We start from the raw sequence: 22,426 nt of genomic DNA on the forward strand, positions 1-22,426 counted from the left end.
GAGTGTCCCCAGGCGCGCGGCAAGGTCGGGAGCCTGTTCATACGGTGTCCTGCTTGTGCAGAGGGGCGCACTGCGCAGGCAGCAGGCGGCCGCCATTGCAGCAGGCGCACAGTTCGTCGCGGCCGATGGCGGCGTTGTCGAAGTGCAGGGCGAGATGGCTGTCGCTGTACTTGCGCAAGGTCTTTTCGATGCCTTTGTCATAGTCGGGCTCGACATAGTGCGTGCCACCGGCGGGGGTGGCCACGATGCGCCCCGCGCGCGCCACCAGGGCGCCGTCCTTGAACACGTACTCCGGTGCGCTGAACATGGTTTCGCGGTTGGCGTCCTCGCGGTACACCGCGATATCGGCGGCCGCCCCCGCGCCCAGGTGGCCGCGGTCGCGCAGGCCAAGCAGCCGCGCGGGGCCGGCGCGGGTCAGCACGGCAATCTCATATAGCGTCAGTTCCCGCTTGATATCCGGCAGCGCGCAGTTGGCGGCGACCTCGGGGTGCAGCTTGGCAAGCTGCTCGTCGCGGAAGGACTTGTCCATCAGCAGACGGATCAGATGCGGGTAGCTGGTGAACGGGCCGCCGTTGGGATGGTCGGTGGTCAGCGTCACCTGCCAGGGGTTCTTCACAGTCAGGAAGACTTCCAGGCCGATGGCCCATTGCAGTGCATTGACATAGCTTTGCTCGCGGTAGCGGAACGGCACCACGCCGCAGCCCGCGTCACACTCGATATCGGCGCCGATCCATTTGCGCGGGTGGGCGTGGTCGGCGTTTTTCACCTGCATCATGGTGTCGCCCGATGCGGTCACGGTCTGGCCGAAGATGATCTGGCCGACGTCGATGGAGATATTGGGGTTAGCGTTGACCGCGTCGGTGATGCGCAGCGCCGCCGAGGAGAACTTGCGCGGGCCATCCGCGCCGTAGCTGTGGAACTGGATGTGGGTCAGGTGGCCCGGCAGTCCTTCGAGCGCGGCTATGGTGGCAAGCGTCGATTCGATATTGCCCGGCACCCCGAGGTTGCTGGCGTGGATATGCAAGGGGTGGGGCACCTTGAGTTCCGTCAGGGCCTGGCTCAGCGTGCGCAGCACGTCGCGCGGGGTGATGCGGTAGTGCATGTGCTGGTCGTCCACATCCAGCTTGCGCTGGTTGAACTTGAAGGCCGAGATGCCGCCCGGGTTGACCACCTTCACGCCCAATGCCTTGCTGGCGTTGACGGTCCAGCCGACATAGTCGCGGATGTGCTGGAAGTCGGTGCCGCCGGCCAGCATGCGCAGGAACAGGTCGTCGTTGCCGAGCATGACATAGGCGCCATGATCGATGACCGGCGTGTCGCCCATCTCGAAATGCGTCTGGCGCGCGTTGGACGCCATCATGGCGGGCTCGAACGCAGCGGTATAGCCCATCTGCGCATAGCGGTAGCCGGTGGCCAGCGTGCCGGGCGTGCAAGTGCCGCAGGACGCCAGTTCCAGCGGGCCGCCGGCGGGCAGGTTGTCGCGGTGGTCCTCGGGCAGCAGCATCCGGGCCAGATTGACCTTGCCGCCGCCGATATGCGAGTGCATGTCGATGCCACCGGACATCACCACCATGCCGCCGATATCGAGCTCCGCCTCCGCCCGCGTGCCGGGAGGCTGTTCGACGATGCGGCCAGCGCGGATATAGACGTCGGCAAGCTGGCCGTCGATGCCCCGCGCGGGGTCGTACACGCGGCCTCCATGCAGGCGCAATGTGCTCATGATGCGGACTCCGTTGGCGCCGGCGCTTGTTGCAGCCGCGCCAGCATTTGCGCCGCCACTGCCGCGACCGTCGGCAGGCCGTCGTCGCGCAGCGGGATGAGCGGCAGCACGATGCCGCCATCGGTGCGGAACAGGTGGCCGGCCGAGCCGATGCCCGGGGTGGAAACCGGAATGAAGACGCCGGGGCGCCGCGCCATCGCGGCGGCCAGCGCGGGATGCCCGAGCACCACGGTGGGCACGGTGCTGGCGGGCGGTGGCAGGTCCGGCGTGAAACTGGCAACCCACAGCAAGGCATCGACCTCGCCGCCACGCAGCAGGCGCTCGGTCCGGTGGCGATGCGGATCGTGATCGAGCCCGCCGGGGTGCACGTGCGTGCGCAGGGGCAGGCCAGACAGCCAGGTGATGGCCTGGTTGACGGTGTTGCCGCCGTCGTCGCCGCCTAGCGACAGGCCGCCGGCGCGCGTGGTGCGGTTGAGCGTCTTGACCAGGTGGTGGATGCCTTCGATCAGCAGCGCGGCATGCTTGCCGCCCGCCTGCGCGCAGAGCGTGGAGGGCGTCCACACGATCACGGCATAACGCGCAGCGAGCAAGCGGGCCGAGAGATCGCGCAGCGCAGCCGTTGCGATGTTGCCGTCGGCCAGCGCACGCGGGCGGCACAGGGCGTTCAGCAACGCAAGCGTCTGGTACAGATCCTCGCCTTCGGGCAGCGCCACCTCGCTGCTGCGCACGTTCGGGAGTTGCGCGGCGGCGGGGTCGGCCGGCGTGCCAAGGAAGACCAGTTCGCGCGGGCACGGCGGTTCGCCGTCCATCAGTCCGCAGCGCCGGAAGAACTCGGGGTGCTTGTGCGAGGGCTGGGTGCCGATGCAAAGGATCAGGTCGGCATGATTGCGCACCTCGGCCAGGGTGGTCGTAAAGGCGCCTCGATCCTGCAGCGCGCGCAGGCTGGCCGTCATGGCGTCGCCATGCGCATGGTCGAGCACGGCGCCGCTGTGGTTGGCCAAGGCGTAAAGCGCGCGCGTGCCGGCTACATCGGTGGCGAGGCCGCCGAACAGCGGGCGGCGGCTCCCGCGCAGCAGGCGAGCGGCGGCGTCGAGGGCCTGGGGCAGTGTCACCGGGCGGCCATCGGCGCACGGCTCGGCTGCCGTTGTCCCCCGGCCGAAGGCAGCGAGCGCGCTTGCCGCGCGCGGGCAATTGCTGTCGGTCAGCGCCGGTGCCTGGCCGTCCGGGCCTTCCTGCGGGACGGCGAGCCCGTCGCACAGCAGCGCGCAGAAAGGACAGGTCCAGCTGGCCTGGGCGGCTGGGCGGCCACGGGGGTCGGAGGGGAGATCGGTTGCGGGTGCCATGCCCGAGTCGAGCAAAGCCTGTGCCAGCGGCTGGCCACCTGCCTGCCATGCGCCCGCCACCGCGAGCGCATGGCGCCTGGTGGGGAAAAGCCGATGCCTGGAGGATGCGCCAGGCGCGGTGGCAACGACACAACCGGTGCTCCGTACGCGGGGCAACCTGTCACGCCCGCGCGCGGCGCATGCGGCGCCAGGCCGCGCCAGCGCGGCGCGGCGGGCTGGCATGGAACGTGTTTATGCCTGCTTGCATGCTTGCTCGTCCGGACTTGAGCGTGGGCGATGTGTCCAGCCGGAAGTTACGCCGAAGCAATGCGCTTGATTGCTCCGCTCTCCCGTGAAATGGGAGAGCGGAGTCACACCTACGCCAGATTTCACGCGGCGATCAGTTGACCTGCCCGGAAGTCTGATGAACCGTAGGTTTGCTTGATGGAGCCCGCCGCGCGGATCAGGAGGAACGTCCTCCCTGGCCAGCCGGCGGGATACGGAGATCATGAATGGCCGATGCAACCAGCCAGGCGCTGGCCCCGGCATGCGCGGCGGCGGCGAGATCGGCGCCATGGCGGATGCCGCCGGCGCCGACCAGCCTGCGTCCGGCACCCGCCTGCGCGCGGACTGCCGCGAGCGTTTCCAGGTCCGGCCCCTCGAACGCGCCGACGCGGTCCAGCGCCATCACGATCAGTTGCGCCGGCCATGCGTCGCTGGCTTGCCACCATGCGGCGTTGCCCAGCGGCATGCCATGGCGCCGGTCGAGCGAAAGCACGGCGCCGGGCCAGGCGTCGAAGGGTGGCGCGCTGCCTGCCGCGGCGGGTGGCTCGGACAGGGTTTCGCTGCCGAACACCGGCACCACCCGCGCACCGGCGCCGCACAGCGCAGCCAGCGCCGCGGTGGCCTGCGCCGCGTTGGCGAAGCCAGCGTCCAGCCAGAGTTCGATTTCCGGCAAGGCCTGGCACAGCGCTCGCAGCGCATCGAGCTGGATGGCGCGCCCGGTGAGTGCGTCGAGGTCGGCGATATACAGCGTGGCACTGGCGCAATGCGCGAGCATCGCCCGCGCCATCTCCACCGGATCGCTGCCCGGATGCAGGCCGGACACGATGGGGCGGTATTGGTCGCGCTGGCCGCGCACCGCTCGGACAACGCGGCCGTCAAGAAGATCGATGACTGGGATGATGTGCATGGAGAGGGAATGATGACGCGTGTGTTCGTCTATGAATATATCAGCGCGGGCGCCATGGACACCCGCGCGGTGCCGCACCTGCTGCGCCAGGGCCGGGCCATGCGTGACGCCATGATCGCAGATCTCGCGCGCATCGGCGACGTGGCGATTACCTGCGCGGCGCTGCCCGGCGAGTTGCCGCCGGCATGCGATGGCGCGCACAGGGTGAGCTGCTGCGCGCGCATGCCCGGCGAGGACGCGGCGGATTTCGTGCGCCGCCAGGCGGCCTGCCACGATGTCAGTTGGGTCGTCGCGCCGGAATCCGAAGGCGTGCTGCTGAGCCTGAACTACATGGTGGGCGACGCGCGCTGGCTGGGTTGCGATGCCAGCGCGATCGCGCTGGCCACCAGCAAGCGCGCGACCGCGCAGCGGCTGGCCGCGCTCGGCATCGCCGCGACCCGGCCGTGGAGCGAAGGGGACGCCCCCGAGCCCGGACGCTGGGTGGTCAAGCCGGATGATGGCGCGGGATCGGTGGCGACGCACGCCTACGATGGTTTCGGCGCGGCGCATGAAGGCTGGCTGCGGCGCCTCGCGCACGGCGAGCCGGTGGTGCTGGAGCCGTGGGTGGAGGGCGAGCCGATCAGCGTCTCGCTGCTCTGCGGCCCGGGCGGGCCCGAACTGCTGAGCGTGAACCGGCAGCACATCCGCGTCGATGCGAGCGGACAGGTGCACGACGATGGCGTGGAGATCAATGCGATCGAATGCAAGGGGCAGGCGGGACGCCGGCTGGCGGACGTGGCCGAATGCGTGGTGGCCGGCATGCCGGGCTTGCGCGGCTTCGTCGGCATCGACCTGGTCTGGCATCCCCGGCGCGGCCCGGTGGTGATCGAGGTGAACCCGCGTGTGACTTGCGCCTATGCAGGCCTGTCGGCCGAGCTTGGCCGCAACCTGGCCTGCGAGATGCTGGCGGGACACCAGATCCTGGCGGAGCGGACGGTCACCATTGGAGCGTCCCATGGCCGCTGAGCAGCTTGTCTTCGGCTGGGACCTGGGCGGCGCCAATATCAAGGCAACGCGCCTGGAGGACGGCATCGCGGTCGATATCGCGCAGTGGGCCTGCCCCTTGTGGCAGGGCCTGCAACTGCTGGACGGTGTGCTGGCACAGGCGCGCGCGCGCTGGCCCGATTGCGCGCATGCCGCGCACGCGGTCACCATGACCGGCGAAATGGCCGACCTGTTCGAGAACCGGGAAGCCGGCGTGACAGCGCTGGCGGACGTCATGTGGCGCGCCTTCGGCGAGCGCGCCGTTTTCTTCGCCGGCGCGGCCGGCTGGCGCACGCGGCGGCAAGTGGCCGCGGACTGGCGGCACATCGCTTCGGCCAACTGGGTGGCGACCGCCCGCATGGCGGCTGCCCGCATCGGCCACGGCGTGCTGGTCGATGTCGGCACCACCACCAGCGACCTGATTCCCATCGTGGACGGCGAGGTGGCGGCGCAGGGCCGCGACGATGCCGGCCGGCTCGCTTCCGGCGAACTGGTGTACCAGGGCGTGGCGCGCACGCCGCTGTGCGCGCTCGCACGCCGCATCGCCTTCAAGGGCGCCAGCTATAACGTGATGAACGAACTGTTCGCCACCACCGCCGACGTGTACCGCGTCACCGGCGAACTGCGCGAAGCGCACGATCCCCACCCGAGCGCCGATGGCGGCGCCAAGACGCCGGAAGCCACGCACCAGCGCCTTGCCAGGATGATCGGGCACGATGCGCGTGACGCGCCCGCGGCGGCCTGGCTGGAAGTGGCGCGTCAATGGCGGCTGGCACAGATCGCGGAACTTGGGGACAACCTGCTGCGTGTCATCGACCGGTCCGGCCTGCCACCGGGCGCACCGGTGATCGGCGCGGGGTGCGGGCACTTCCTGGCGCGCGACCTGGCTGGCCGGCTTGGGCGCCCTTATCGGGCCTTCGAAGACCTCGCCGGTATCGCGCCGGCCCACGCGGAGTGGGCGCGCGTGTGCGCCCCCAGCGTTGCCGTGGCGGTCCTGCTGTGGCAGGCCGGGGAAGCGGCGGTCGCGACGGGGGGCGCGCAGGCATGCCGATAGCGATTTCCACGTCCGCCCCGCTGAAGCGGGAGGCCCCGTGCACGTCGTAAAGATCGGCGGCAGCCTGGGCCGCGATCCGCTCTTGCCGGACTGGCTGCGGGAGCTGGCCGCGCTCGGCGGCGGGCGCGTGGTGGTGGTGCCGGGCGGGGGCGGCTTTGCCGACGAGGTGCGCGATTACCAGGCGCAATGGGGGTTCGACGACCTGGTTGCCCACAATATGGCGGTGCTGGCCATGGTCCAGTACGGCTTGATGCTGCAGGGCCTGTGCCCGGCCCTGACGGTGGCCGCCGACGAACATGCGATCCACGCCGTGCTGCGCAATGGCGGCGTTGCCGTATGGGCGCCATACGGCCTGCTGCGCAAGGAGCGGGATGCGCTGGCGAACTGGGACGCGACTTCCGACAGCATTGCCGCGTGGCTGGCCAGCCGGCTTGGCGCGCAAAGGCTGGTGCTGGTCAAGTCGTGCCAGATCGGGGCGGGGATGACGCTGGCGCAGCATGCGCACGCCGGGGTGGTCGATGGGCACTTTTGCCATTACACGCGCGATGCGCCGTTTGCGGTCGACCTTCTGCAGAAGGCAGACCTGCCGCGCCTGCGCGCGTTGCTGCGCGCCAGCGCGGCGGGCGGCGGGTAGGCTCAGGCCGGCTGCGGTTCCAGCGCAACCGCCGGGTGCAAGCCAGCCCGCAACGCCGCCACCTTCCGTGGATCGAGCCGTCCGGCGCGGCCACCGTCGCACAGCGCGCCACGGAAGCCGGCAAAGTCCGGCGCCAGCGTGTGCAGCCGGGGCAGATGTTCGAGCTGCAGGGAACCGGCCAGGCCAACCTTGACGCCCCGGCGCCGCGCCATCGCTGTCATGGCGGCAAGCGCCGCCATATCGACGCAATCGAACAGGCTGCCCGCCTGCTTGCCCGCCGTATCGGCCATCACCGCCGGGAACCCCATCCCGCAGGCCTCCTCAACCAGCTTCAGGTCCAGCCCGTGGTCCGCCAGGAACACCGGCACCACCTGCCACGGCAGGGTAGCCAGCCGCCGCAAGGCCGCGCGCGCATGCTCGCCGGGCGCCACGCCCACCTTGACGTAATCGACACCGCATTTGCCAATGGTGTTGGCCATCAGCATCATGACGGCATGCTCGGCCGGCGCCAGGTCGCCGATCGTCGCGCTCAGCAGGCGCCCGGGCCAGCGCGCGCGCATCGCGCCGACCACCTCCAGCACGGTTTCCGCCGGCAGCGCGCCGAGCGCGCCGGCCTTCGGCTCTTTCAGGTCGATCAGCTCGGCCCCCGCGCTGGCGGCTTGCAGGGCCTCTTCCACATTGCGTACGCTGGTCAGCAGGGATGTCATCGCGTTTTCTCCAGGGTGGGCTCGGGGGCGGCACAAGGGGAGTGCGTGCCGATACTGCCGGCATGCCAGGCCGCAATGCGGTCCAGCAGCCATTGCCATGCTTCGCGTTCCGCCGCGCCGGCGGTCTTGTCGATGGCGATCTGCAGGTAGGCCATCTCACGGGCGATCTTGTCGGCCGGCAGCAGATGTAGCCGGCTGACCAGCACGGCGCCTTCGATGACCGCTGCCTGCGCGCGGTTGAAGCCGGCAAATTCGCCATGGCGGGCTTCGTGCACGCGCTCCATGCGCAGGGCTGGCCGCGTTGCGTCGCCGTTCTCCTGCGCAAGACGCAGTTCAATGTGGCTCAGCGCACTGGCCAGCCGCACGCCGTGGATCCGTTCCGCCGGCACGGTGGGCCACTGGCGCCGGCCGGTGAGGCAGCCGGCGAAGACACGCACGTCGGTGGTCAGGTTGACCACGGCCGTACCGGTGCCGACGATGTTGTCGTAGGTGGCGGAGGGACGGAACGGCATCAGCACGATGCCGCTGCCCTGGTAGCGCACGCCCATCGGCGCGATATGCTCCGCACCGGCCACCGAGACGGTGGTGACGACGGCTTCGTGGATTACGTCGTTGCTCATGGTTGTCATGTCCTCAGGCCCGTTTTTTCATGGTGGCGCCAGGGGCGCACCATTCGGTCAGGTCCTGCTTTTCGCGTTCGTCGGCACAGCCCCAGTCCAGCGACTGGTCCTGCACGTAGCGCTTGCCCAGGCGCCAGGCGATTTCCGCGCGGGCCAGTTCCACACCCATGTAGAAGGCATGGTTGCCGTCGGCCTCCAGCTGCAGGCGGGGAAAGAGCGCGAAAGGGTCCGCCGCCACATGGTGGCCGTCGCGGTTGTAGGCGTGGATCCCTTGCTCGGACACCTGCACGCGGAAGTTCGGGTCGCGGATCGCGCTGGCGGTTTCCGCGATTTCCTCTGGCGTGTCGGGGTAGGGCTCGCGCGCATGCAGCGTCATCATCTGGTCGGTGATGCCTTTGGGCAGGGCGTTCTGCTCGCGCGCGGCGTACATCATCCGGCGTGCCACGTCCGCCTCGCGGATGGCGCGGCGCGCATGGCCGCTGACCTGCGTGGTCAGGATCGCCGAGGCATGCAGCTCCACCGCAATGCCCATCAGGATGGCGTTGATGCCGCCGGTGTCCGCTTCGGTCAGCTCGGTCAGGTTGCCCACCCCGAGCATGATGGGCGCGGTGGGAAAGCGCTGGCGCAGCCGCTCGTAGCGCCCGAGCGAGGCCAGCAGGCCGAACGGGATGGGGTCGAGGATGGCATCGGCGATATAGGCCCGGCCGCGCTGCGCCATGGCTTCGACCGCCGCGTACAGCGATGCCTCGTCGCCCGGCTGCTGCGGCACCAGGATCGGCGTGGAGGCGACTTCGTCCACCACCCACAGGGTGTCCAGGGTCAGGCTGAGCAGGTAGTCGGCGCCAGCCTTGCCGCCGCGCACCAGTTCTTCCGCGTTCATGGAATCCACGCTGACCAGGAAGCCGTCCGCCTTCAGCGCGCGCACGGTTTCCTCCAGGTGCGGGAACGGCGTGGCGGGCAGGCAACCAAGGTCGATCACGTCGGCGCCATCGGCCCGGTGCCGGCGCGCCCGCGCGCATACGCTTTCGACGTCGAGCTGCGGCGCGTCGACGATCTCGGCGAAGATGGCGATATCGTGCCGGGACAGGTCGACCGGTTTGGCCTTGCGGTTGAAGAACTGCGGCAGGTCCTTGAGTTCTTCCGGTCCGCGCTCGACCGGCATGCCGTAGTGCAGCGAGAGCGCGTCCAGGTCGCCGCGGCAGCGGCCGGGGACGATGATGCGGTCCGCCACCACCGGCGCGGCCACGCGGCGGCGCACCAGGTCGGCGGTCATCAGCGCGGCCACCTGCACGCCGATTTCGCGGATCTCCCAGGTAAACGGCGCAGGCTCCAGGCTGCGCAGCATGCGTTCCAGGCCTTTTTCCGCCAGGCGGCCGGTCAGGAAGACGATGTGTTCCATGTCAGTGACAGTGCCTTGAGTCGTTGATCGAGTGCGCCCCGCAGCTCGCCGATGGAGCACACCACTTCGCAATGGTCGATGCGGCGCAGGCGTTCCACGTTTTCCAGTTCGATATTGCGGGGATGCAGCTTCAGCCAGCCGTCCGGCCCTTTGGTCACCACCACCGGCTCGGTGTCGCACGCGTACACGATGCCGCGGATGCCGAGCTTGCCCGCCTGCGCGAGGATATTGGTCGGCAGCGTGTCGGAGATGCCCACGGCGCATTTGGCGACGGTGTTGCTGGTGGCCGGCGCGACGATGGCGGTGTGGTAGCGGCGCGCATAGAACATGCCGACCGGCGCCGCGCTGGCGGTCTTGTCGCGGAAAACCCGGAAGCGTGCCTTCAGGTCCTTCAACTGGATGCCGTAGATCGCCAGCACTTCCTCGGCCGCGCGCGACAGGAACAGATCCACGTCGGGCAGGGCGGCGGCCAGCGCCAGGCATTCTTCGAGGAAATGGCCGGAGCCGGTGATAGCCCAGGCGAAGCGTGGCGCGCCCTCGGTCCGGGCCAGGGCATCGGGGGCGTCGCGGTCGACGGCGGCGAATGGTTCGGCGTCCAGGTGGAGGGAGGCGGGCGGGTGGGGCAACGGGCGGCTCGCTAAGGGATCGATCTGGCTGAAATGATTGCAGGAGTCGTGCCTGCCGCCTGCGCCTTGATCCGCAAGGCCCTGGCTGCGTGTTGCGCCGCGCTGACTGCGCCGTCGGCGGGACAGGTTGTGCCGTCCGGTGCGTGTGTCCCACAGCCCGGCGCCGCGCCGCCCGCCTGCGGGGCCGCGCTGGCACGGGGGCGCCGCTCGGTGTGTCGGTGTGGCCTGCTTTTTGCGAGACCAGCGCCGGAGCGTGGTCGCCGGCCGCGCGCTAGTAGCAAGTGCATTGCAAGGAGGGCAGATGAAACGAGACGACATGATGTGGCAGGCCGAAGCGGCGGAATTCGGCGCGCTGCCGGGCGTGAAGGCGGAATCCATGGCCGCCCGCGCGGCACCGGCGGCCTCGCCCGGCCCGATGGACCTGATCTTTATCGAAGGCTTCGAAGGGCAGACGATCATCGGCATCGACGCTAGCGAGCTGGGCACGCCACAGCCGCTGCGCATCGACCTGACCGCCGGGCTGCCGCGAAGCGCCGCCTGCAGCAGCGACCGGATCGGCGACACCATCGACTACGGCAAGGTCCGCACCGCGTTGCGGGAGTTGATGGCCACGCACCGGCTGCAGTTGCTGGAAGCGTTTGCCGAGCGCGTGGCGCAATTGCTGCTGGAAGACTTTGGGGCGCACTGGGTGCGGGTCGTGGTCGTCAAACCGAAGAAATTCGACGACGTTGGCGCGGTGGGGGTCGCGATAGAGCGGCGCCGGGACGCGTCGCAGCGCGTGCAAGATCGAGTGCACGGCTGGCTGGGCGGCGCCGTCAGCGTCTAGGTATGTTCCGGCGTGGCGCCGGAACAGGCCGGTGCCACGCCGCTGCGCGCTAGCTGATTCCGGGCTGGCGCGGATCGATCCGCATGGCGCATATCTGCGGATCGAGGCAACCCGCGATCATCGCGCAGGCCACCGTCAGGTCGGCGCTGGTACCTGGGTTGACGCCGGCGGCTTTCAGCTCCCGGTCCCACTGCGCGAATTCCTCCGGATCGATGGACTGGCCCGCCTCGAAGCGCCCGTGGAACAGCCGCGCCCGGTTGCTCACGCGCCTTGCCGCCGGCAGCCCATGCTTGCGCGCGATATGCGAATCCGGGAAGCGCGCAAGAAAAGCGAGATAGACGGCTGTCACCGCCCGGTGCAGCCGCTCGTGCCAGGCACCGTGCCCGGCCAGGTGCCTGCGCAACACCGGCAGCCCGAGCGTGAAAAGGTCGGCGTAGCCGTTTGCATACTGGCGCGCCACGGTATCGCGCATGGTGGCCAGGTGCATGGCGGCGCGCAGGTTCACTGTGGGCCTGGTGGCCACGTCCTGCTCCGGCGCCGTGCCAAGGCCGGCCGGCATGGCGTGCGCGATCGCGCGATAGGCGGCCTCGGTATCGGCCACGGTCAGGGCCGCCAGCACCGCCTCGATCCGCTCGCCAAGCGTTCTGGCATCGCGCGGAGGCCCGGCTTCCATGGCGGTGGCAAGCGGCGCGCATAACAGCAGGATGCCAAGATTGGTATTGCACCTGGCAACCGCCTGCGTTTGCGTGACTGCCTGTTCGATGCGTTCGCCGACCCTGAGCGCGCCGTCGGTCAGCGGTGCCACCGCCGCCGCCGCGCTGTCCAGGAAGAGCCCGGCGCTCATGCCGTGCCCCGGCGCATCCATGCTGACATTGCCCGGCTTCGCCACCGCTACGTCAAGCGTGCATGCCCACAGGAAGGCCGCGGCCGCATTGCCGGCCACGCGGTTGTCCGGCGCCGCCCTCACGCCACGGCTCCGTGGCGCGCCGCGGGCAGCTTGCGCGCCAGCAGGTCGTCGACGAGCAGGCCGGCGATATCGACTTCCGTAACCGATTGCAGTCCATGCCAGGCTGCCACGCCATTGACCTCAATGACCATGGCACCATCCGTGGCTTCCCCTTCTCCGGTGGGAACGAGATCCACGCCCGCGTAGTCGAGGCCAAGCGCCTCGGTGGCGCGCACAGCGAGCGCGGCCAGCGCCGGCGTGATCTCGGCATGCTCGCAGCGGGCGCCCTGCGCCACATTGTGGATCCAGCCCTGGCTGACGCGGCGCATGGCGGCCACCGCCCGTCCACCGATCACCAGCACGCGCCAGTCGAAGCCGGGCTTGCCCGGCGCGGCCGGAGCGGGCACGAAACGCTGCAGATAGGCCACCTGCCGGTACGCCACCAGCGCGGGCAGGGGCACGGGCGCATGGCCCGCGTCCACCGTGCCGATGCGCTGCAGCCCCTTGCCCTGTGAGCCGAACAGTGGCTTGAGCACCAGCGCGCGCCCGGCGGCGCTCTCGCGCATCACCGTGCGCTGCGCCTGCGGCGCGGATTCGCTCACCCAGGTCGCGGGTGTGGGAATGCCGGCCAGATGCAGCAGGAAGCTGGTCATGCCCTTGTCCACGCTGCGCTCGATAGCGCGCGCGTCGTTATACACGGGCACGCCCAGCTCGCGCAGCGCGTGCAGGATGCCCAGCCGCAGCGTGACCTGCTCGAAGCTGCCGGAGGCGAGGCCGCGCACGATCACGGCGTCGGGCAAGCCGCGCCCATAGCCCGGGATCACCAGCCCGTGCCAGGCCCAGGTGGTGTCGATCCGGCAATCGGCCAGGTTCACGCAGCGGCCTTCGCAGGCGCGTGCGCGCAGCGCCTGCTTCAGCCTGGCGGTATGCCAGCCGGTTTCGTCGGTCATGATGGCGACGCGCAGCGGCCCGCGCGAAGGGGAGGCGGCCATCTCAGGCCTCCACCAGCCATTGCGCGCGCAGCAGCGCCATGTTCAGTCCGCCCGAGTGCCAGGTCCGTCCGGACGCGAGATTGCTGACCCATGCTTCGGCGGGGGCGAACAGGGCCGGGTCGATGCGGTAGAAGTCGTAGCCGTATTCCCTGAACACGTCGGCGAAGGGGCGCCCATAGTCACGCGACCTGGCCGACGGGAGATCCAGCGCAAGCGCCCGGGCGGCATCGTCGTCGGCATCGACCGTCAGGTGCACGCTGCCGCCATACAGGATGGCGTCGTTGGTGCGGCCCATCGCGTCGCCGGCATCGGCGCCCGGTGGCGGCAGTGGCGCGACACCGCTGCCGCCGACGATGCGATCCAGCGGGAAGCCGAGCACGTGCGCCTTATGCAGCGCCACCTCCAGCACGCGCCCCACCACCTGCGTGGTGCCCGCCAGGCTTGCCGTCGGCGTCAGGATCACGGTCAGTTGCCCGGGCTGCAGCCCGCAGTCCCGCAGGATCTTCCGGATGACGATCTCCGGCGGCGCGCGGTCGACTTCGAGCACCAGGCAGGCGCCGCCGTCACCGGCGTGGAGCTTGTCGCGATAGCCGAGTTCCTCGAACAGCGTTTCCTTGCCGGCGAGCGCGCGCGCGGGGCCGGAGCCCAGCGCGAAGAATGTCTTGCCGCCGGTTTCCTCCTGGCTGGCGCTCAGGCTCCAGCCGGCGTACTGGCTGGCCAGGCAGGCCAGCACCGGCTGGCCGCTGCTGGCCTCGATGTGCGTTGGCCAGCCTTCGCCGCCGTGCCGCAGCCGCACCTGGCCCAGCCCGCCCATGCAGATCGCGGCGATGGCCAGGCCAGCCTCGACGCTGCCGCGCGTCTCGACGCCGGCATCGACGATGCGCACGCCCATGGGCCCTTCGGAGACCGCGAGCCGCCACTCGGCGCGATGGTCGAGCAGGCTGGCGACGAGCGGCTGGCTGAGTGCGTTGACGCTGAGTGAGCGGGCAGGGTGGGCATTCGTTGTGCTTGGCATGGGTGCCTCGGTTCGGTGGTGGGGACCAGCGCCTGGTGCTCAAGGCAGTTCGGCGGCCACGGTGCGCGCCATCGCCATGGCTTCGGGGAAGCCCAGGTAGACCGGCCTGGCGGCTTCGCGCATGGCGAGGAACAAGCGATGCTGGACCTGGTACTTGATATTGCCGATGGCGAGTGCGCCTACGCCCACGGCCTTGCCGGTGCCGATGGGCTTGCCGTCGTCCATGGCGTCCACGCCCGCGATGCCCGCCGGGGGCACGGCGTTGACGTCGGCGGCCACCAGCAGCTTGCCCGCGGCGGCACGGTCCGCCTCGCCAACGACCTGGACGCCGGCGCTTGCGGTGGCGAATACCACGTCGGCTTCGGCCAGTGCAGCCCGCAGCGCGTCGGCCGAGCGGATCAGGATGCCTTCGGTCTGCGCGTTGAAGCGTTCGTTGGTTTCCCGGCTGATGCGGGTGGCTTGCTCGCTGCCGGAGCGGTTCGATAGCCAGACGCGCGCGCCGAGTTGCGAGGCCAGCGCACCGGCGACGCGGCCGACGGCGCCGCTGCCGCCAAGTACCAGTACCCTGCGGCCGGAGAAGTCGGTTTGATGCACTTTGCGCAGTTGCCTTTCGACGGCGGCTACCAGCGCCGCCGCTGTGGTGTAGGAACCGCTCGGGTCGGCGAAGACCGACACCGCGAACGGGGGCACCATGGCCTTGCGGGCCGCGTCGAGCATGTCCGCCGCCAGCACCACGTCGCGGCCGCCGATGAAGATGCCGGTGTTGGCGACGCCTTTCGGGCCGCGGGAGAAGATGGCGTCCTGGGTCAGCGCGGTGATGTTGTCGAGGCCGGCTTCGGCGTAGGGGATGACGTGCGCGTAGCCGGCGTCGATGGCCATGTTGACGTCGAAGGGGCTGGCTTGCCGGGTGGGGGTGAACATATGCAGGATGCAGGGGCGTGCCATTTTGGGGGCTCCGTGGTCTGAGGTGCTCAACTTCAACTTCAACTTCAAAGGCCTGAAGTCAAAGGCAGTTTCACCACCCCCGCGGGGCGGCGACCTGCTTTCTTGTCTCGCCAGGAAAGCAGGCAAAGAAGGCGCCGCATACGGGAGAGGGCGGGCGCTCGTTGCGCTCGTTACGCCGCCGCATTGCAACAAGCCGCCGGCTTTGAGATACCCGCTTCATGCCGCGCCGATGGCACGACCTGCGCGCCGCGATTGGCTCCCGTGACGATGCGTGCTTCCAGGAAGGGCCCCAGCAGTCCGGCCGCGCGGGCGTCTGCCACCGCCTGTTCGGCAGCGGCCTGCGAAGGCACGATGGCGAAGCCGGTCGGCCCCCAAGAGCTTTGTCCGACGGCGGCAGGGCCGGCGCCGACTTGCCGCGTGATCCGGTCCAGCACGTGGCCGACCGCCGGGCTGCTATACACGCCGCCCTGCGCCGGCGCGAAGTAGTTGCCGATGACCTGCTGCAGGTGATTGACGCCCTCGGCGAAGGGCGCGAAGTCCTGCTCGGCGGCGGCAGGCAGGATCTGCATCAGCACGCGGTGGCAGAGATCGGCGGACAGCGCTTGCGGAAAGGGCGGCAGCCCTTGCATGGCTTGCTTCTCCGCCGCGCCGTGCAGGCCGGTGCGGCTGGTGTCGAGCAGCAGTACGATGCGCCAATCGGCCGGGAAATCGAATCGCGCCGCCAGCGGCGGCACGCTGCCCGCGCCACGCGGGCCGCTGTCCACCAGCAGCCCGCCGCGCTCGAATGCGGCGATGCCCACGCCGGAGCGGCCGCCACGGTCCAGCAGGCGGGCGATGTCGGCGCCCGACCACGGCAGGCCGTGCAGCTCGGAAAATGCCCGGCCCAGGGCCAGCGCCAGTTGGGTACCCGAGCCGAAGCCCGCATGCGCCGGCAGTACCTCATGCAGCCGGACCGCGAGCGGGCGCTGGATGCCGCTGGCTTGCTTGAGCCGCTCCAGCCAGGCCAAGACGCGCGGCACTTCCTGGCGCGCGGCGTAGTCCGCCGCGGCGACCCGGTCTTGCGCGGCCGGGCCGAGGTCGAGGATGGTCGCCGGGCCGCCGATCGACAAGCCGAGACTGCCGAAGCGCCGCCCGAGCGATGCGCCCGGGTCGAGAAAGCCCAGGTGCAGGCGCCCGGTGGCGTGAATCCGGACCGCGCCGGACGGGCTGATGCCATGAATGTCGTGGCCGGGCTTTTCGAGCGTTTGCATGGATGAGGGCCTTTCGCGAATCGCTTTGTCTGCCTGATCTATCTGGCGGCATACCGCTGCGCCGCCGGACCGCAACCGGCGGGGCGCGGCACGGTGGGGTGAGAGCGTGTCATGGCGCAAGCGGCGCGCGCTCAGGCCCCGGCCTCATGCCGCGACGCAGCCGCCTCCCGCGCGATCTCGATGCAGAGCTGGTGCATCTTGCGGTACAGCGTGTTGCGGCTGACCCGCAGCGTGCGGGCGACGGTGCTGACATTCCAGCGATGCGTCTCCAGCAGGTCCAGGATGGTCTTGCGCTCGTTCAGCTGGATGGCGTTGAAGGGCGGCAGGCTCTCCTGCGCGGGCTTGCTTGCTTCGGCCCCTGCGTCGGCTCCCCGACCGCGGCGTGCGGCACGTTGCGCGCCTTGCACGACTTCCGGAGGAAGTTGCCGGCTGGTCAGCCGCGTGCCGTCGCACAGGGCTACGGCGGTGCGCAGCACGTAGCGTAGCTGCCGCAGGTTGCCGGGCCAGTCGTAGCGCATCAGCGCCTGCTCGGCATCGGGTGCGAGCGTGGGCGGCGTTTCCTGCGGGCCGGCTTCCTCGGCCAGGATGGCGTGGATCAGGGCCAGCCGGTCGGCGCGTTCGCGCAAGGGCGGCAGCCGCAGTTCGACGCCGCTTAGCCGGTAGAACAGGTCCTCGCGAAAGCGCCCGTCGTGGACCAGTTCGGCGAGGTTGCGATGGCTGGCGCTGATCAGCTGGAAATCCACCCGGGCCGAGGTCTCGGACCCGAGCGGTGTCACCCGGCGCTCTTCCAGCACGCGCAGCAGGCGTGCCTGCAAGGCCATCGGCATATCGCCGATCTCGTCGAGGAAGAGCGTGCCGCCGTCGGCCTGGAGGATCTTGCCGCGCCGGCCTTCGCGCTGAGCGCCGGTAAAGGCGCCCGCGCGGTAGCCGAACAGTTCGCTCTCGATCAGCGATTCCGGCAGGGACGCGCAATTGATGGCTACGAACGCGCCTTGCGCCGCCGGGCTTGCCGTATGCAGCGCATTGGCGAAGACGTCCTTGCCCGTGCCGGTTTCGCCATGGAGCAGGACGGGCACATTGCGCGCGATGACGCGCGTGGCCAGCTGGACTTGCGCGTCCATGCGCGGGTCGCCGCAGGCCAGGCCCGCGCGCGCTGGCCTGGGCGCGGCAGTCTGCTGCGCCGGCGTGCCGCGTGCCGCGAGGCGACCGGGCCGGGGCAGGCAGTCCTGCGGCGGCTGCTGCGCGACCATGAAGAAACGATCCGATGCTTGCGCGAGGTAGACCGGCACCGGATGAAAAGACTGGCGCGCGCTACGTGCCACCAGCTCGTCGAGCGAGCTCATGAACAGCGTGTCGATGCGCTTGCCGCGCAATGCCTGCATCGAAGGGAAGCCGAGCTGGAGCAGGGCGCTGCGGTTGGCGGCGAGCACCACGCCGTCGGCGTCGACCGCGAGCTTGCCTTCGCCGGCGGTGTAGACCAGTTCCGGCTGGCTGTGGAAGCGGATCGGATATGCGTGCCGGAAGCGGGCATCGAACAGGCGGTTCTCGATATGGCGGCACGACATGCCGACCAGCACCGGGGAGTGTTGCTGCCACAGCAGGGGCGAGCGGCTGGTGACGTCGAGCACCGCCGCCAGCACGCCGTTCTCGTCGAAGATCGGCGCCGCCGAGCAGGTGAGGCCGGTATAGCGCTGGAAGAAATGCTCATGCTGGCGTATCGCCACCGCGCCGGCTTCCGCCAGGCAGGTGCCCATACCATTGGTGCCGGCTTCGCGCTCGCTCCAGATCGCGCCGACGCGCAAGCCTTCCGGGGCGATCTCGCGCGCGAACGGGTCGGCGGCCACCAGATGCATGACCACGCCATCGGCATCGGTCAGCATCACCGCCATATCGGGGTCGGCGAGTTGCTGGTAGAGCGTGGTCATCTCCAGCCGCGCGCAGTCGGCCAGGTCGCCGAAGCGCTCGCCGCGCTCGCGCAATTCGCTGGCGCAAAGCACCGGCGGGACGGGACGCCGTTCCGGATCGAGCCCGTATTCGCCCAGGCAGCGGGTCCATGAGCGCACCACCGCGGCACTGGCATCCGTTGCCGATTGCGGGGAGGCGACGGCGCGCGCGATGCGCTGGCCATGGGTGCCCGCGGCCGGAACGGGGAGCTGGGTCAAGGTCAAGGCCGTCATGTGTTTCTCCTCCTGCGCTGGCGTACTTCCGTGCCCTGGAGTCTGCGGACCGGGGCCTGCCGTGGCAATACCTCTTAGGCACCGCCCGCAGCTACTACCAAGGAGGTAGTGCCAAGTGGAAATTGTTGGGAGGGGGGGTAGCTCGCCATACTCCGCAAAAATCCAGACACCCTGCGGAGACTGCACATGACCAGAGAATCCATCCTGAACGTTCGGCATCGCGAACTCGGCTCCACCCTGGACGGCGATACGTGGAACGATATGCCGATCCCCTGGCGCTACCGGCGCGATCCGCAGGACGAGGTGGTGGCGGTGCGTACCGCCGCGGGCCTCTATGACATCAGCGGCCTGAATATCGTCAAGGTATCCGGACCGGATGCCGCCGCCGTCATCGACAAGATGGTACCGATCGATGTGCATCGCCTGCAGCCGGGTACGGCGCGGCTGGCTGCCGCCGTCGATGAGAACGGCGCCGTCAGCGACGACCTGATGGTGATCTGCGACGCGCCGAACCAGTACCGCCTGTCGCACGGCAGCGGCAATACGCAACGCCAGCTTGCCGCGCTCTCGAAAGGCCGCGACGTGAAGTGGGAGCAAGACTTTGACGTGCATATGCTGTCCCTGCAAGGGCCGCGCGCCGCCGCCATCCTCAAGCCGCATATCGGCATCGAGCTGGCCTCCCTGCCGTATTTCGCGCATCGCGAGACCACGCTGTTCGGCCGCAAGATCATTGTTTCCCGGGGCGGCTACTCGGGTGAGGAAGGTTTCGAGATCGCCTGCGCCGCGGCGGACGCCGTCGATCTGTGGGACGCCATCCTGGAGGCGGGCAAGCCGCAGGGGCTGATTCCCTGCTCCTGGGATTCGCTCGAACTCGCCCGCATCGAGGCAGCCTTGCTGTTCTTCCCCTTCGACATGCCGGAAGGCGATACCACGCCGTGGGAAGTCAATCTCGGCTGGGCCATCGACACCGACAAGGCGGGCGACTACGTGGGCAAGGCGGCGCTGCTGAACGCGCGCGGCAAGGAGCGCTTCTTCCAGGCCGGCGTGGCGGTAAGGCATGACCGCGCGGTGGAAGCCGGATCGAAGATCTTCGTGGACGGCAAGGCGGTGGGCGTGGTGACCAGCGCCACCTTCAGCCGCTACCTGATGCAATCGCTGGCGCTCGTGCACCTGCAGTCCGGCTACAAGGCGCTTGGCACCAAGGTTGAGATCCGCGACAGCAACGGCGCGCATACGGGCACGGTAACCAAGACGCCGTTCTACGACCCGCAGCGCCTGCGCACCCAGGTCAAGGCGGCCTGACCCGGCATCCGCGCATTTACGCACCGCAACCACGCAACCACGCAGGAGCTTGCCATGCTGGTGACAGGCATCAAGAGCATGCCGCTGTACCGCCCGCTGCAGTTCGACGGCAGCGGCAAGGTGCACCTGGCCGTGGCCCGGGGCGCGGGTGGCGACGCGCTGCGTCGCCTGGCCGGCGCGGCCAGGGCGTGCAAGGTGCTGTACGCGGCCGAGGCGGGCGCCGACCTCACGCAGGCGGTGCGGGCAAGCAGCGCCGATGTGACGGTCGCAGCGTCCACCGCAGCGCTGCTCGAGCAACTGGGCGATGCCCTGGCCTCGTTGCCGATGGGCCTGCGCTTCTACGCCGCCGGCGACGAGGATTTCCTCGCCGAGGTGAGCCGGGTGGCGGAACTGCATGGCCTGGATTCCGCCGAGATGCAATGCGAATGCGTGGCGCCCGGCGCGCGGCGGGTCTACTGCGTACATTGCCGCACCTGCAACGCAGCCGTGTCCGGCGGCATCGCGCCCTGCGCGGGCTGCGGCCGCAAGCTGCTGGTGCGCGATCACTATTCCCGCCGGCTTGCCGCCTTCATGGGCGTGATGGCCGACGCGGAAACGCCGGGGGCAGCATGAAACCGCAAGAAAGCATACCGGTACGCGTGACGCGGATCGAGGCGGTGACGCCGCTGGTCAAACGCTTCACGCTGTGCCACGCCAATGGGGAAGATCTTCCCGCCTTCTCGGGGGGCAGCCATATCGTGGTCGAGATGCAGGGCGAGGACCGCCTGCACCGCAACCCGTATTCCCTGATGAGTTCGCCGTGGGAAACCCGCCAGTACCAGATCGGCGTGCGCCGCGTCGACGAAGGGCGGGGCGGTTCGCGTTTCATGCATGAGCACGTGAAGGAAGGCTCGCTCCTGCGCGTGCGCGCCCCGGTCAATCTCTTCCCGCTGCTCAAGACGCGCCGGAAACACATCCTGATTGCCGGCGGCATCGGCATCACGCCGTTCTTCTCGCAGTTGCCGGAATTGCAGCGGCTGGGAACGCCGTACGAACTGCACTACGCCGTGCGCAGCCAGGAACACGCCGGCTTTGCCACCGAGCTGCTTCGGCTGGCGGGCGAGCGGCTGCATCTCTATGTGGAGGACGCCGGCCAGCCGCTGCACTTCGCCAAAGTGCTGGCAGGCCAGCCGCTAGGCACCGATGTTTATGTCTGCGGCCCCGCCGGCATGATCGAGGCGGTGCGCCAGGCGGCACGCGCGGCGGGATGGCCGGACAGCCACGTGCACTGGGAGCAGTTCCTGGCTCCACCGGCGGGCGCGCCATTCGAGGCAGTGCTCGCGCGCAGCGGCATCACCGTCCAGGTAGGCGCGGAGACCAGCCTGCTCGAAGCGATCGAGGCGGCCGGCGTCAAGGCGTCCTACCTGTGCCGCGGCGGCGCCTGCGGCCAGTGTGAGCTGGAGGTGCTGGAGAACGACGGGGAACTGGTCCACCACGATCACTATCTTTCCATCGAGGAAAGGGCAAGCGGCCGCAAGCTGATGCCCTGCGTCTCCCGGGCGAACTGCCAGCGCCTGGTGCTGGCGATCTAGGAGGCGCGATGCACACCACGTTCAAGCAAGACGAGACTTTCCGCGGCAACTTTGCTTATGCCAACAGCCCGGCCGCGATCCAGCGCTTTCCGTTTCCGTTCCACGAAGACCGGTACATGTACTCGGTCAACATCGAACCGCATGCTGCCGGCCCGGCCGGCAGCGTGACCGAACATCCCTTCGACGTCGACGAGCACTACATCGGCGAATGCCGCGAACGGGCCCTGGTGCTTGCGCAGGACCCGGGCCGCTGCATGGCCTTGCCGCACATGATGCAGGCGGAGTGGGACACGCTGGAGCTGATGATGGAGTCGCTGGCGGCCAGCTATCCCGCGCACTTCACGCTGCGGCGCGACGGTACGCGCTGGACCTGGGAGAACCGCCTGCTGGGCCTGCGCCAGGACTTTGTCTTTGGCGACGCCGCGACGTTGCCGTATCCGCCGCTGGAATACATTGCCCGCCAGAACCAGGGTGACTGGGTGTTGATGGATCAACGCCAGGACAACCTGTTCATGGACGCCGGCATGGTCACCACGCAGGCCGACTGGTCGTTGGATTTCGATCTCGGCATGAGTTTCAGCGAGTGGCACGGACCCGTGCCGCTGGCGCACGAACTGGGCATCTTCGACCGCGCCTTGAAGTATCTGCTGCACCTGCGCGCAGGCGCGCCGGTGCGCCGGCTGAACTGGACCATGACCATTCACCCGCGCCTGGACACCTCGCCGGAGCGCTATCCGGAGTGGGGCGCGGACCGGGCCTCGGTCACTCGCGAGACCGCGGGCGAACTGGTGCACCTGCGGGTGGAACTGCAGACGCTGTTCCGGCTGCCCCGCAGCAATGCCATCGGCTTTGGCGTGCGTTGCTACCTGATCAGCTTGCAGGAACTGGCCACGGTCCCCAGGTGGGCGGCGCGCCTGCACCGCGTGCTGCGCACGCTGCCGGACGAACTGGTCGACTACAAAGGCATCACGCGCTACCGGCAGGCCGCGATCGACTGGCTGGCGCGGCACGACGACGGCCGCACCCTCGACGCGGGTACCGCCCCGGGGTAAGCGCGGCGAGGACACAACAAGATCGGCACCCACAGAAGATTCAATGCGGAGCC

The 22,426-nt window shown here is 69.4% G+C and carries 21 protein-coding genes; 8 read left to right on the plus strand and 13 right to left on the minus strand.

Annotated features, from left to right (window positions below):
* Nucleotides 1-37: 37 nt before the first annotated feature.
* The 3 genes from AC1DS6_RS00995 to AC1DS6_RS01005 all read right to left on the minus strand — a co-directional run bounded on the left by AC1DS6_RS00995 (nucleotide 38) and on the right by AC1DS6_RS01005 (nucleotide 4,234).
* On the minus strand, nucleotides 38-1,720 hold the full coding sequence (locus tag AC1DS6_RS00995) for a formylmethanofuran dehydrogenase subunit A (protein WP_441631651.1): 1,683 nt from the start codon (nucleotides 1,718-1,720) through the stop codon (nucleotides 38-40).
* The gene (locus AC1DS6_RS01000; RefSeq protein WP_477101742.1) at nucleotides 1,717-3,063 is read right to left on the minus strand and encodes a molybdopterin-binding domain-containing protein; all 1,347 of its coding nucleotides are present in this window, start codon (nucleotides 3,061-3,063) and stop codon (nucleotides 1,717-1,719) included. Before AC1DS6_RS01000 ends, AC1DS6_RS00995 begins: the two co-directional genes overlap by 4 nt.
* 442 nt (nucleotides 3,064-3,505) lie before the next feature.
* Nucleotides 3,506-4,234: a HisA/HisF-related TIM barrel protein gene (locus tag AC1DS6_RS01005; protein ID WP_441631655.1), complete on the minus strand. Its 729-nt coding sequence runs from the start codon at nucleotides 4,232-4,234 to the stop codon at nucleotides 3,506-3,508.
* A gap of 9 nt (nucleotides 4,235-4,243) precedes the next feature.
* Here AC1DS6_RS01005 and AC1DS6_RS01010 point away from each other — a divergent pair, with 9 nt between their 5' ends.
* Genes AC1DS6_RS01010 through AC1DS6_RS01020 form a run of 3 tightly spaced genes read left to right on the plus strand, consistent with a single transcriptional unit; the run spans nucleotide 4,244 to nucleotide 6,945 of the window.
* A complete protein-coding gene (locus AC1DS6_RS01010; protein WP_441631657.1) occupies nucleotides 4,244-5,239 on the plus strand; it encodes an ATP-grasp domain-containing protein in 996 nt (331 codons plus the stop codon).
* Entirely contained in the window at nucleotides 5,229-6,311 is a 1,083-nt protein-coding gene (locus AC1DS6_RS01015) for a hydantoinase/oxoprolinase family protein (RefSeq protein ID WP_441631659.1), read from the plus strand. The genes AC1DS6_RS01010 and AC1DS6_RS01015 overlap by 11 nt, the downstream gene beginning before the upstream one ends.
* Before the next feature lie 37 nt (nucleotides 6,312-6,348).
* Complete coding sequence (locus tag AC1DS6_RS01020; protein WP_441631661.1) at nucleotides 6,349-6,945, plus strand: amino acid kinase family protein; 597 nt, start codon at nucleotides 6,349-6,351, stop codon at nucleotides 6,943-6,945.
* Between the two features lie 2 nt (nucleotides 6,946-6,947).
* On the opposite strand, the gene AC1DS6_RS01025 is transcribed toward AC1DS6_RS01020, so the two are convergent.
* Genes AC1DS6_RS01025 through AC1DS6_RS01040 form a run of 4 tightly spaced genes read right to left on the minus strand, consistent with a single transcriptional unit; the run spans nucleotide 6,948 to nucleotide 10,222 of the window.
* Nucleotides 6,948-7,652, minus strand: coding sequence for a (5-formylfuran-3-yl)methyl phosphate synthase (locus AC1DS6_RS01025; protein ID WP_441631662.1), 705 nt, complete (start codon nucleotides 7,650-7,652; stop codon nucleotides 6,948-6,950).
* Nucleotides 7,649-8,272, minus strand: coding sequence for a DUF447 domain-containing protein (locus AC1DS6_RS01030; RefSeq protein WP_477101743.1), 624 nt, complete (start codon nucleotides 8,270-8,272; stop codon nucleotides 7,649-7,651). Before AC1DS6_RS01030 ends, AC1DS6_RS01025 begins: the two co-directional genes overlap by 4 nt.
* A gap of 13 nt (nucleotides 8,273-8,285) precedes the next feature.
* On the minus strand, nucleotides 8,286-9,671 hold the full coding sequence (locus AC1DS6_RS01035) for a DUF6513 domain-containing protein (RefSeq protein WP_477101744.1): 1,386 nt from the start codon (nucleotides 9,669-9,671) through the stop codon (nucleotides 8,286-8,288).
* Nucleotides 9,650-10,222, minus strand: a complete 573-nt coding sequence (locus AC1DS6_RS01040) for a flavoprotein (RefSeq protein ID WP_441631682.1) — start codon at nucleotides 10,220-10,222, stop codon at nucleotides 9,650-9,652. Before AC1DS6_RS01040 ends, AC1DS6_RS01035 begins: the two co-directional genes overlap by 22 nt.
* Nucleotides 10,223-10,712: 490 nt before the next feature.
* Here AC1DS6_RS01040 and AC1DS6_RS01045 point away from each other — a divergent pair, with 490 nt between their 5' ends.
* Nucleotides 10,713-11,123 carry a dihydroneopterin aldolase gene (locus AC1DS6_RS01045; RefSeq protein ID WP_477101773.1) on the plus strand — a complete coding sequence of 137 codons (411 nt, stop codon included), beginning with the start codon at nucleotides 10,713-10,715 and terminating at the stop codon, nucleotides 11,121-11,123.
* 49 nt (nucleotides 11,124-11,172) lie between these two features.
* Here the strand turns inward: AC1DS6_RS01045 and AC1DS6_RS01050 are convergent, their stop codons facing one another.
* The 6 genes from AC1DS6_RS01050 to AC1DS6_RS01075 form a co-directional block, all read right to left on the minus strand.
* Nucleotides 11,173-12,090 carry a triphosphoribosyl-dephospho-CoA synthase gene (locus AC1DS6_RS01050; RefSeq protein ID WP_477101745.1) on the minus strand — a complete coding sequence of 306 codons (918 nt, stop codon included), beginning with the start codon at nucleotides 12,088-12,090 and terminating at the stop codon, nucleotides 11,173-11,175.
* Nucleotides 12,087-13,061 carry an ATP-grasp domain-containing protein gene (locus tag AC1DS6_RS01055; protein ID WP_441631670.1) on the minus strand — a complete coding sequence of 325 codons (975 nt, stop codon included), beginning with the start codon at nucleotides 13,059-13,061 and terminating at the stop codon, nucleotides 12,087-12,089. Before AC1DS6_RS01055 ends, AC1DS6_RS01050 begins: the two co-directional genes overlap by 4 nt.
* Nucleotide 13,062: 1 nt before the next feature.
* Nucleotides 13,063-14,076: a methenyltetrahydromethanopterin cyclohydrolase gene (gene mch / locus AC1DS6_RS01060; protein ID WP_441631672.1), complete on the minus strand. Its 1,014-nt coding sequence runs from the start codon at nucleotides 14,074-14,076 to the stop codon at nucleotides 13,063-13,065.
* 39 nt (nucleotides 14,077-14,115) lie between these two features.
* Nucleotides 14,116-15,021, minus strand: a complete 906-nt coding sequence (locus tag AC1DS6_RS01065) for an NAD(P)-dependent methylenetetrahydromethanopterin dehydrogenase (protein ID WP_441631674.1) — start codon at nucleotides 15,019-15,021, stop codon at nucleotides 14,116-14,118.
* Nucleotides 15,022-15,191: 170 nt separating this feature from the next.
* Entirely contained in the window at nucleotides 15,192-16,271 is a 1,080-nt protein-coding gene (locus tag AC1DS6_RS01070) for a beta-ribofuranosylaminobenzene 5'-phosphate synthase family protein (protein WP_477101746.1), read from the minus strand.
* 131 nt (nucleotides 16,272-16,402) lie between these two features.
* The gene (locus AC1DS6_RS01075) at nucleotides 16,403-18,448 is read right to left on the minus strand and encodes a sigma-54-dependent Fis family transcriptional regulator (protein WP_477101747.1); all 2,046 of its coding nucleotides are present in this window, start codon (nucleotides 18,446-18,448) and stop codon (nucleotides 16,403-16,405) included.
* A 186-nt stretch (nucleotides 18,449-18,634) separates the two neighbouring features.
* Between AC1DS6_RS01075 and AC1DS6_RS01080 the strand changes: the two genes are divergently transcribed.
* From AC1DS6_RS01080 to AC1DS6_RS01095, 4 genes are read left to right on the plus strand one after another with little or no spacing between them, the layout of a single operon-like run.
* A complete protein-coding gene (locus tag AC1DS6_RS01080; protein WP_441631282.1) occupies nucleotides 18,635-19,750 on the plus strand; it encodes an aminomethyl transferase family protein in 1,116 nt (371 codons plus the stop codon).
* A gap of 54 nt (nucleotides 19,751-19,804) precedes the next feature.
* Entirely contained in the window at nucleotides 19,805-20,362 is a 558-nt protein-coding gene (locus AC1DS6_RS01085) for a dimethylamine monooxygenase subunit DmmA family protein (protein ID WP_441631284.1), read from the plus strand.
* Nucleotides 20,359-21,321 carry a PDR/VanB family oxidoreductase gene (locus AC1DS6_RS01090; RefSeq protein ID WP_477101748.1) on the plus strand — a complete coding sequence of 321 codons (963 nt, stop codon included), beginning with the start codon at nucleotides 20,359-20,361 and terminating at the stop codon, nucleotides 21,319-21,321. The genes AC1DS6_RS01085 and AC1DS6_RS01090 overlap by 4 nt, the downstream gene beginning before the upstream one ends.
* 8 nt (nucleotides 21,322-21,329) lie before the next feature.
* A complete protein-coding gene (locus tag AC1DS6_RS01095) occupies nucleotides 21,330-22,373 on the plus strand; it encodes a heme-dependent oxidative N-demethylase family protein (protein ID WP_477101749.1) in 1,044 nt (347 codons plus the stop codon).
* Nucleotides 22,374-22,426 lie beyond the last annotated feature (53 nt).

Source organism: Cupriavidus sp. 05L310 (assembly GCF_056398185.1).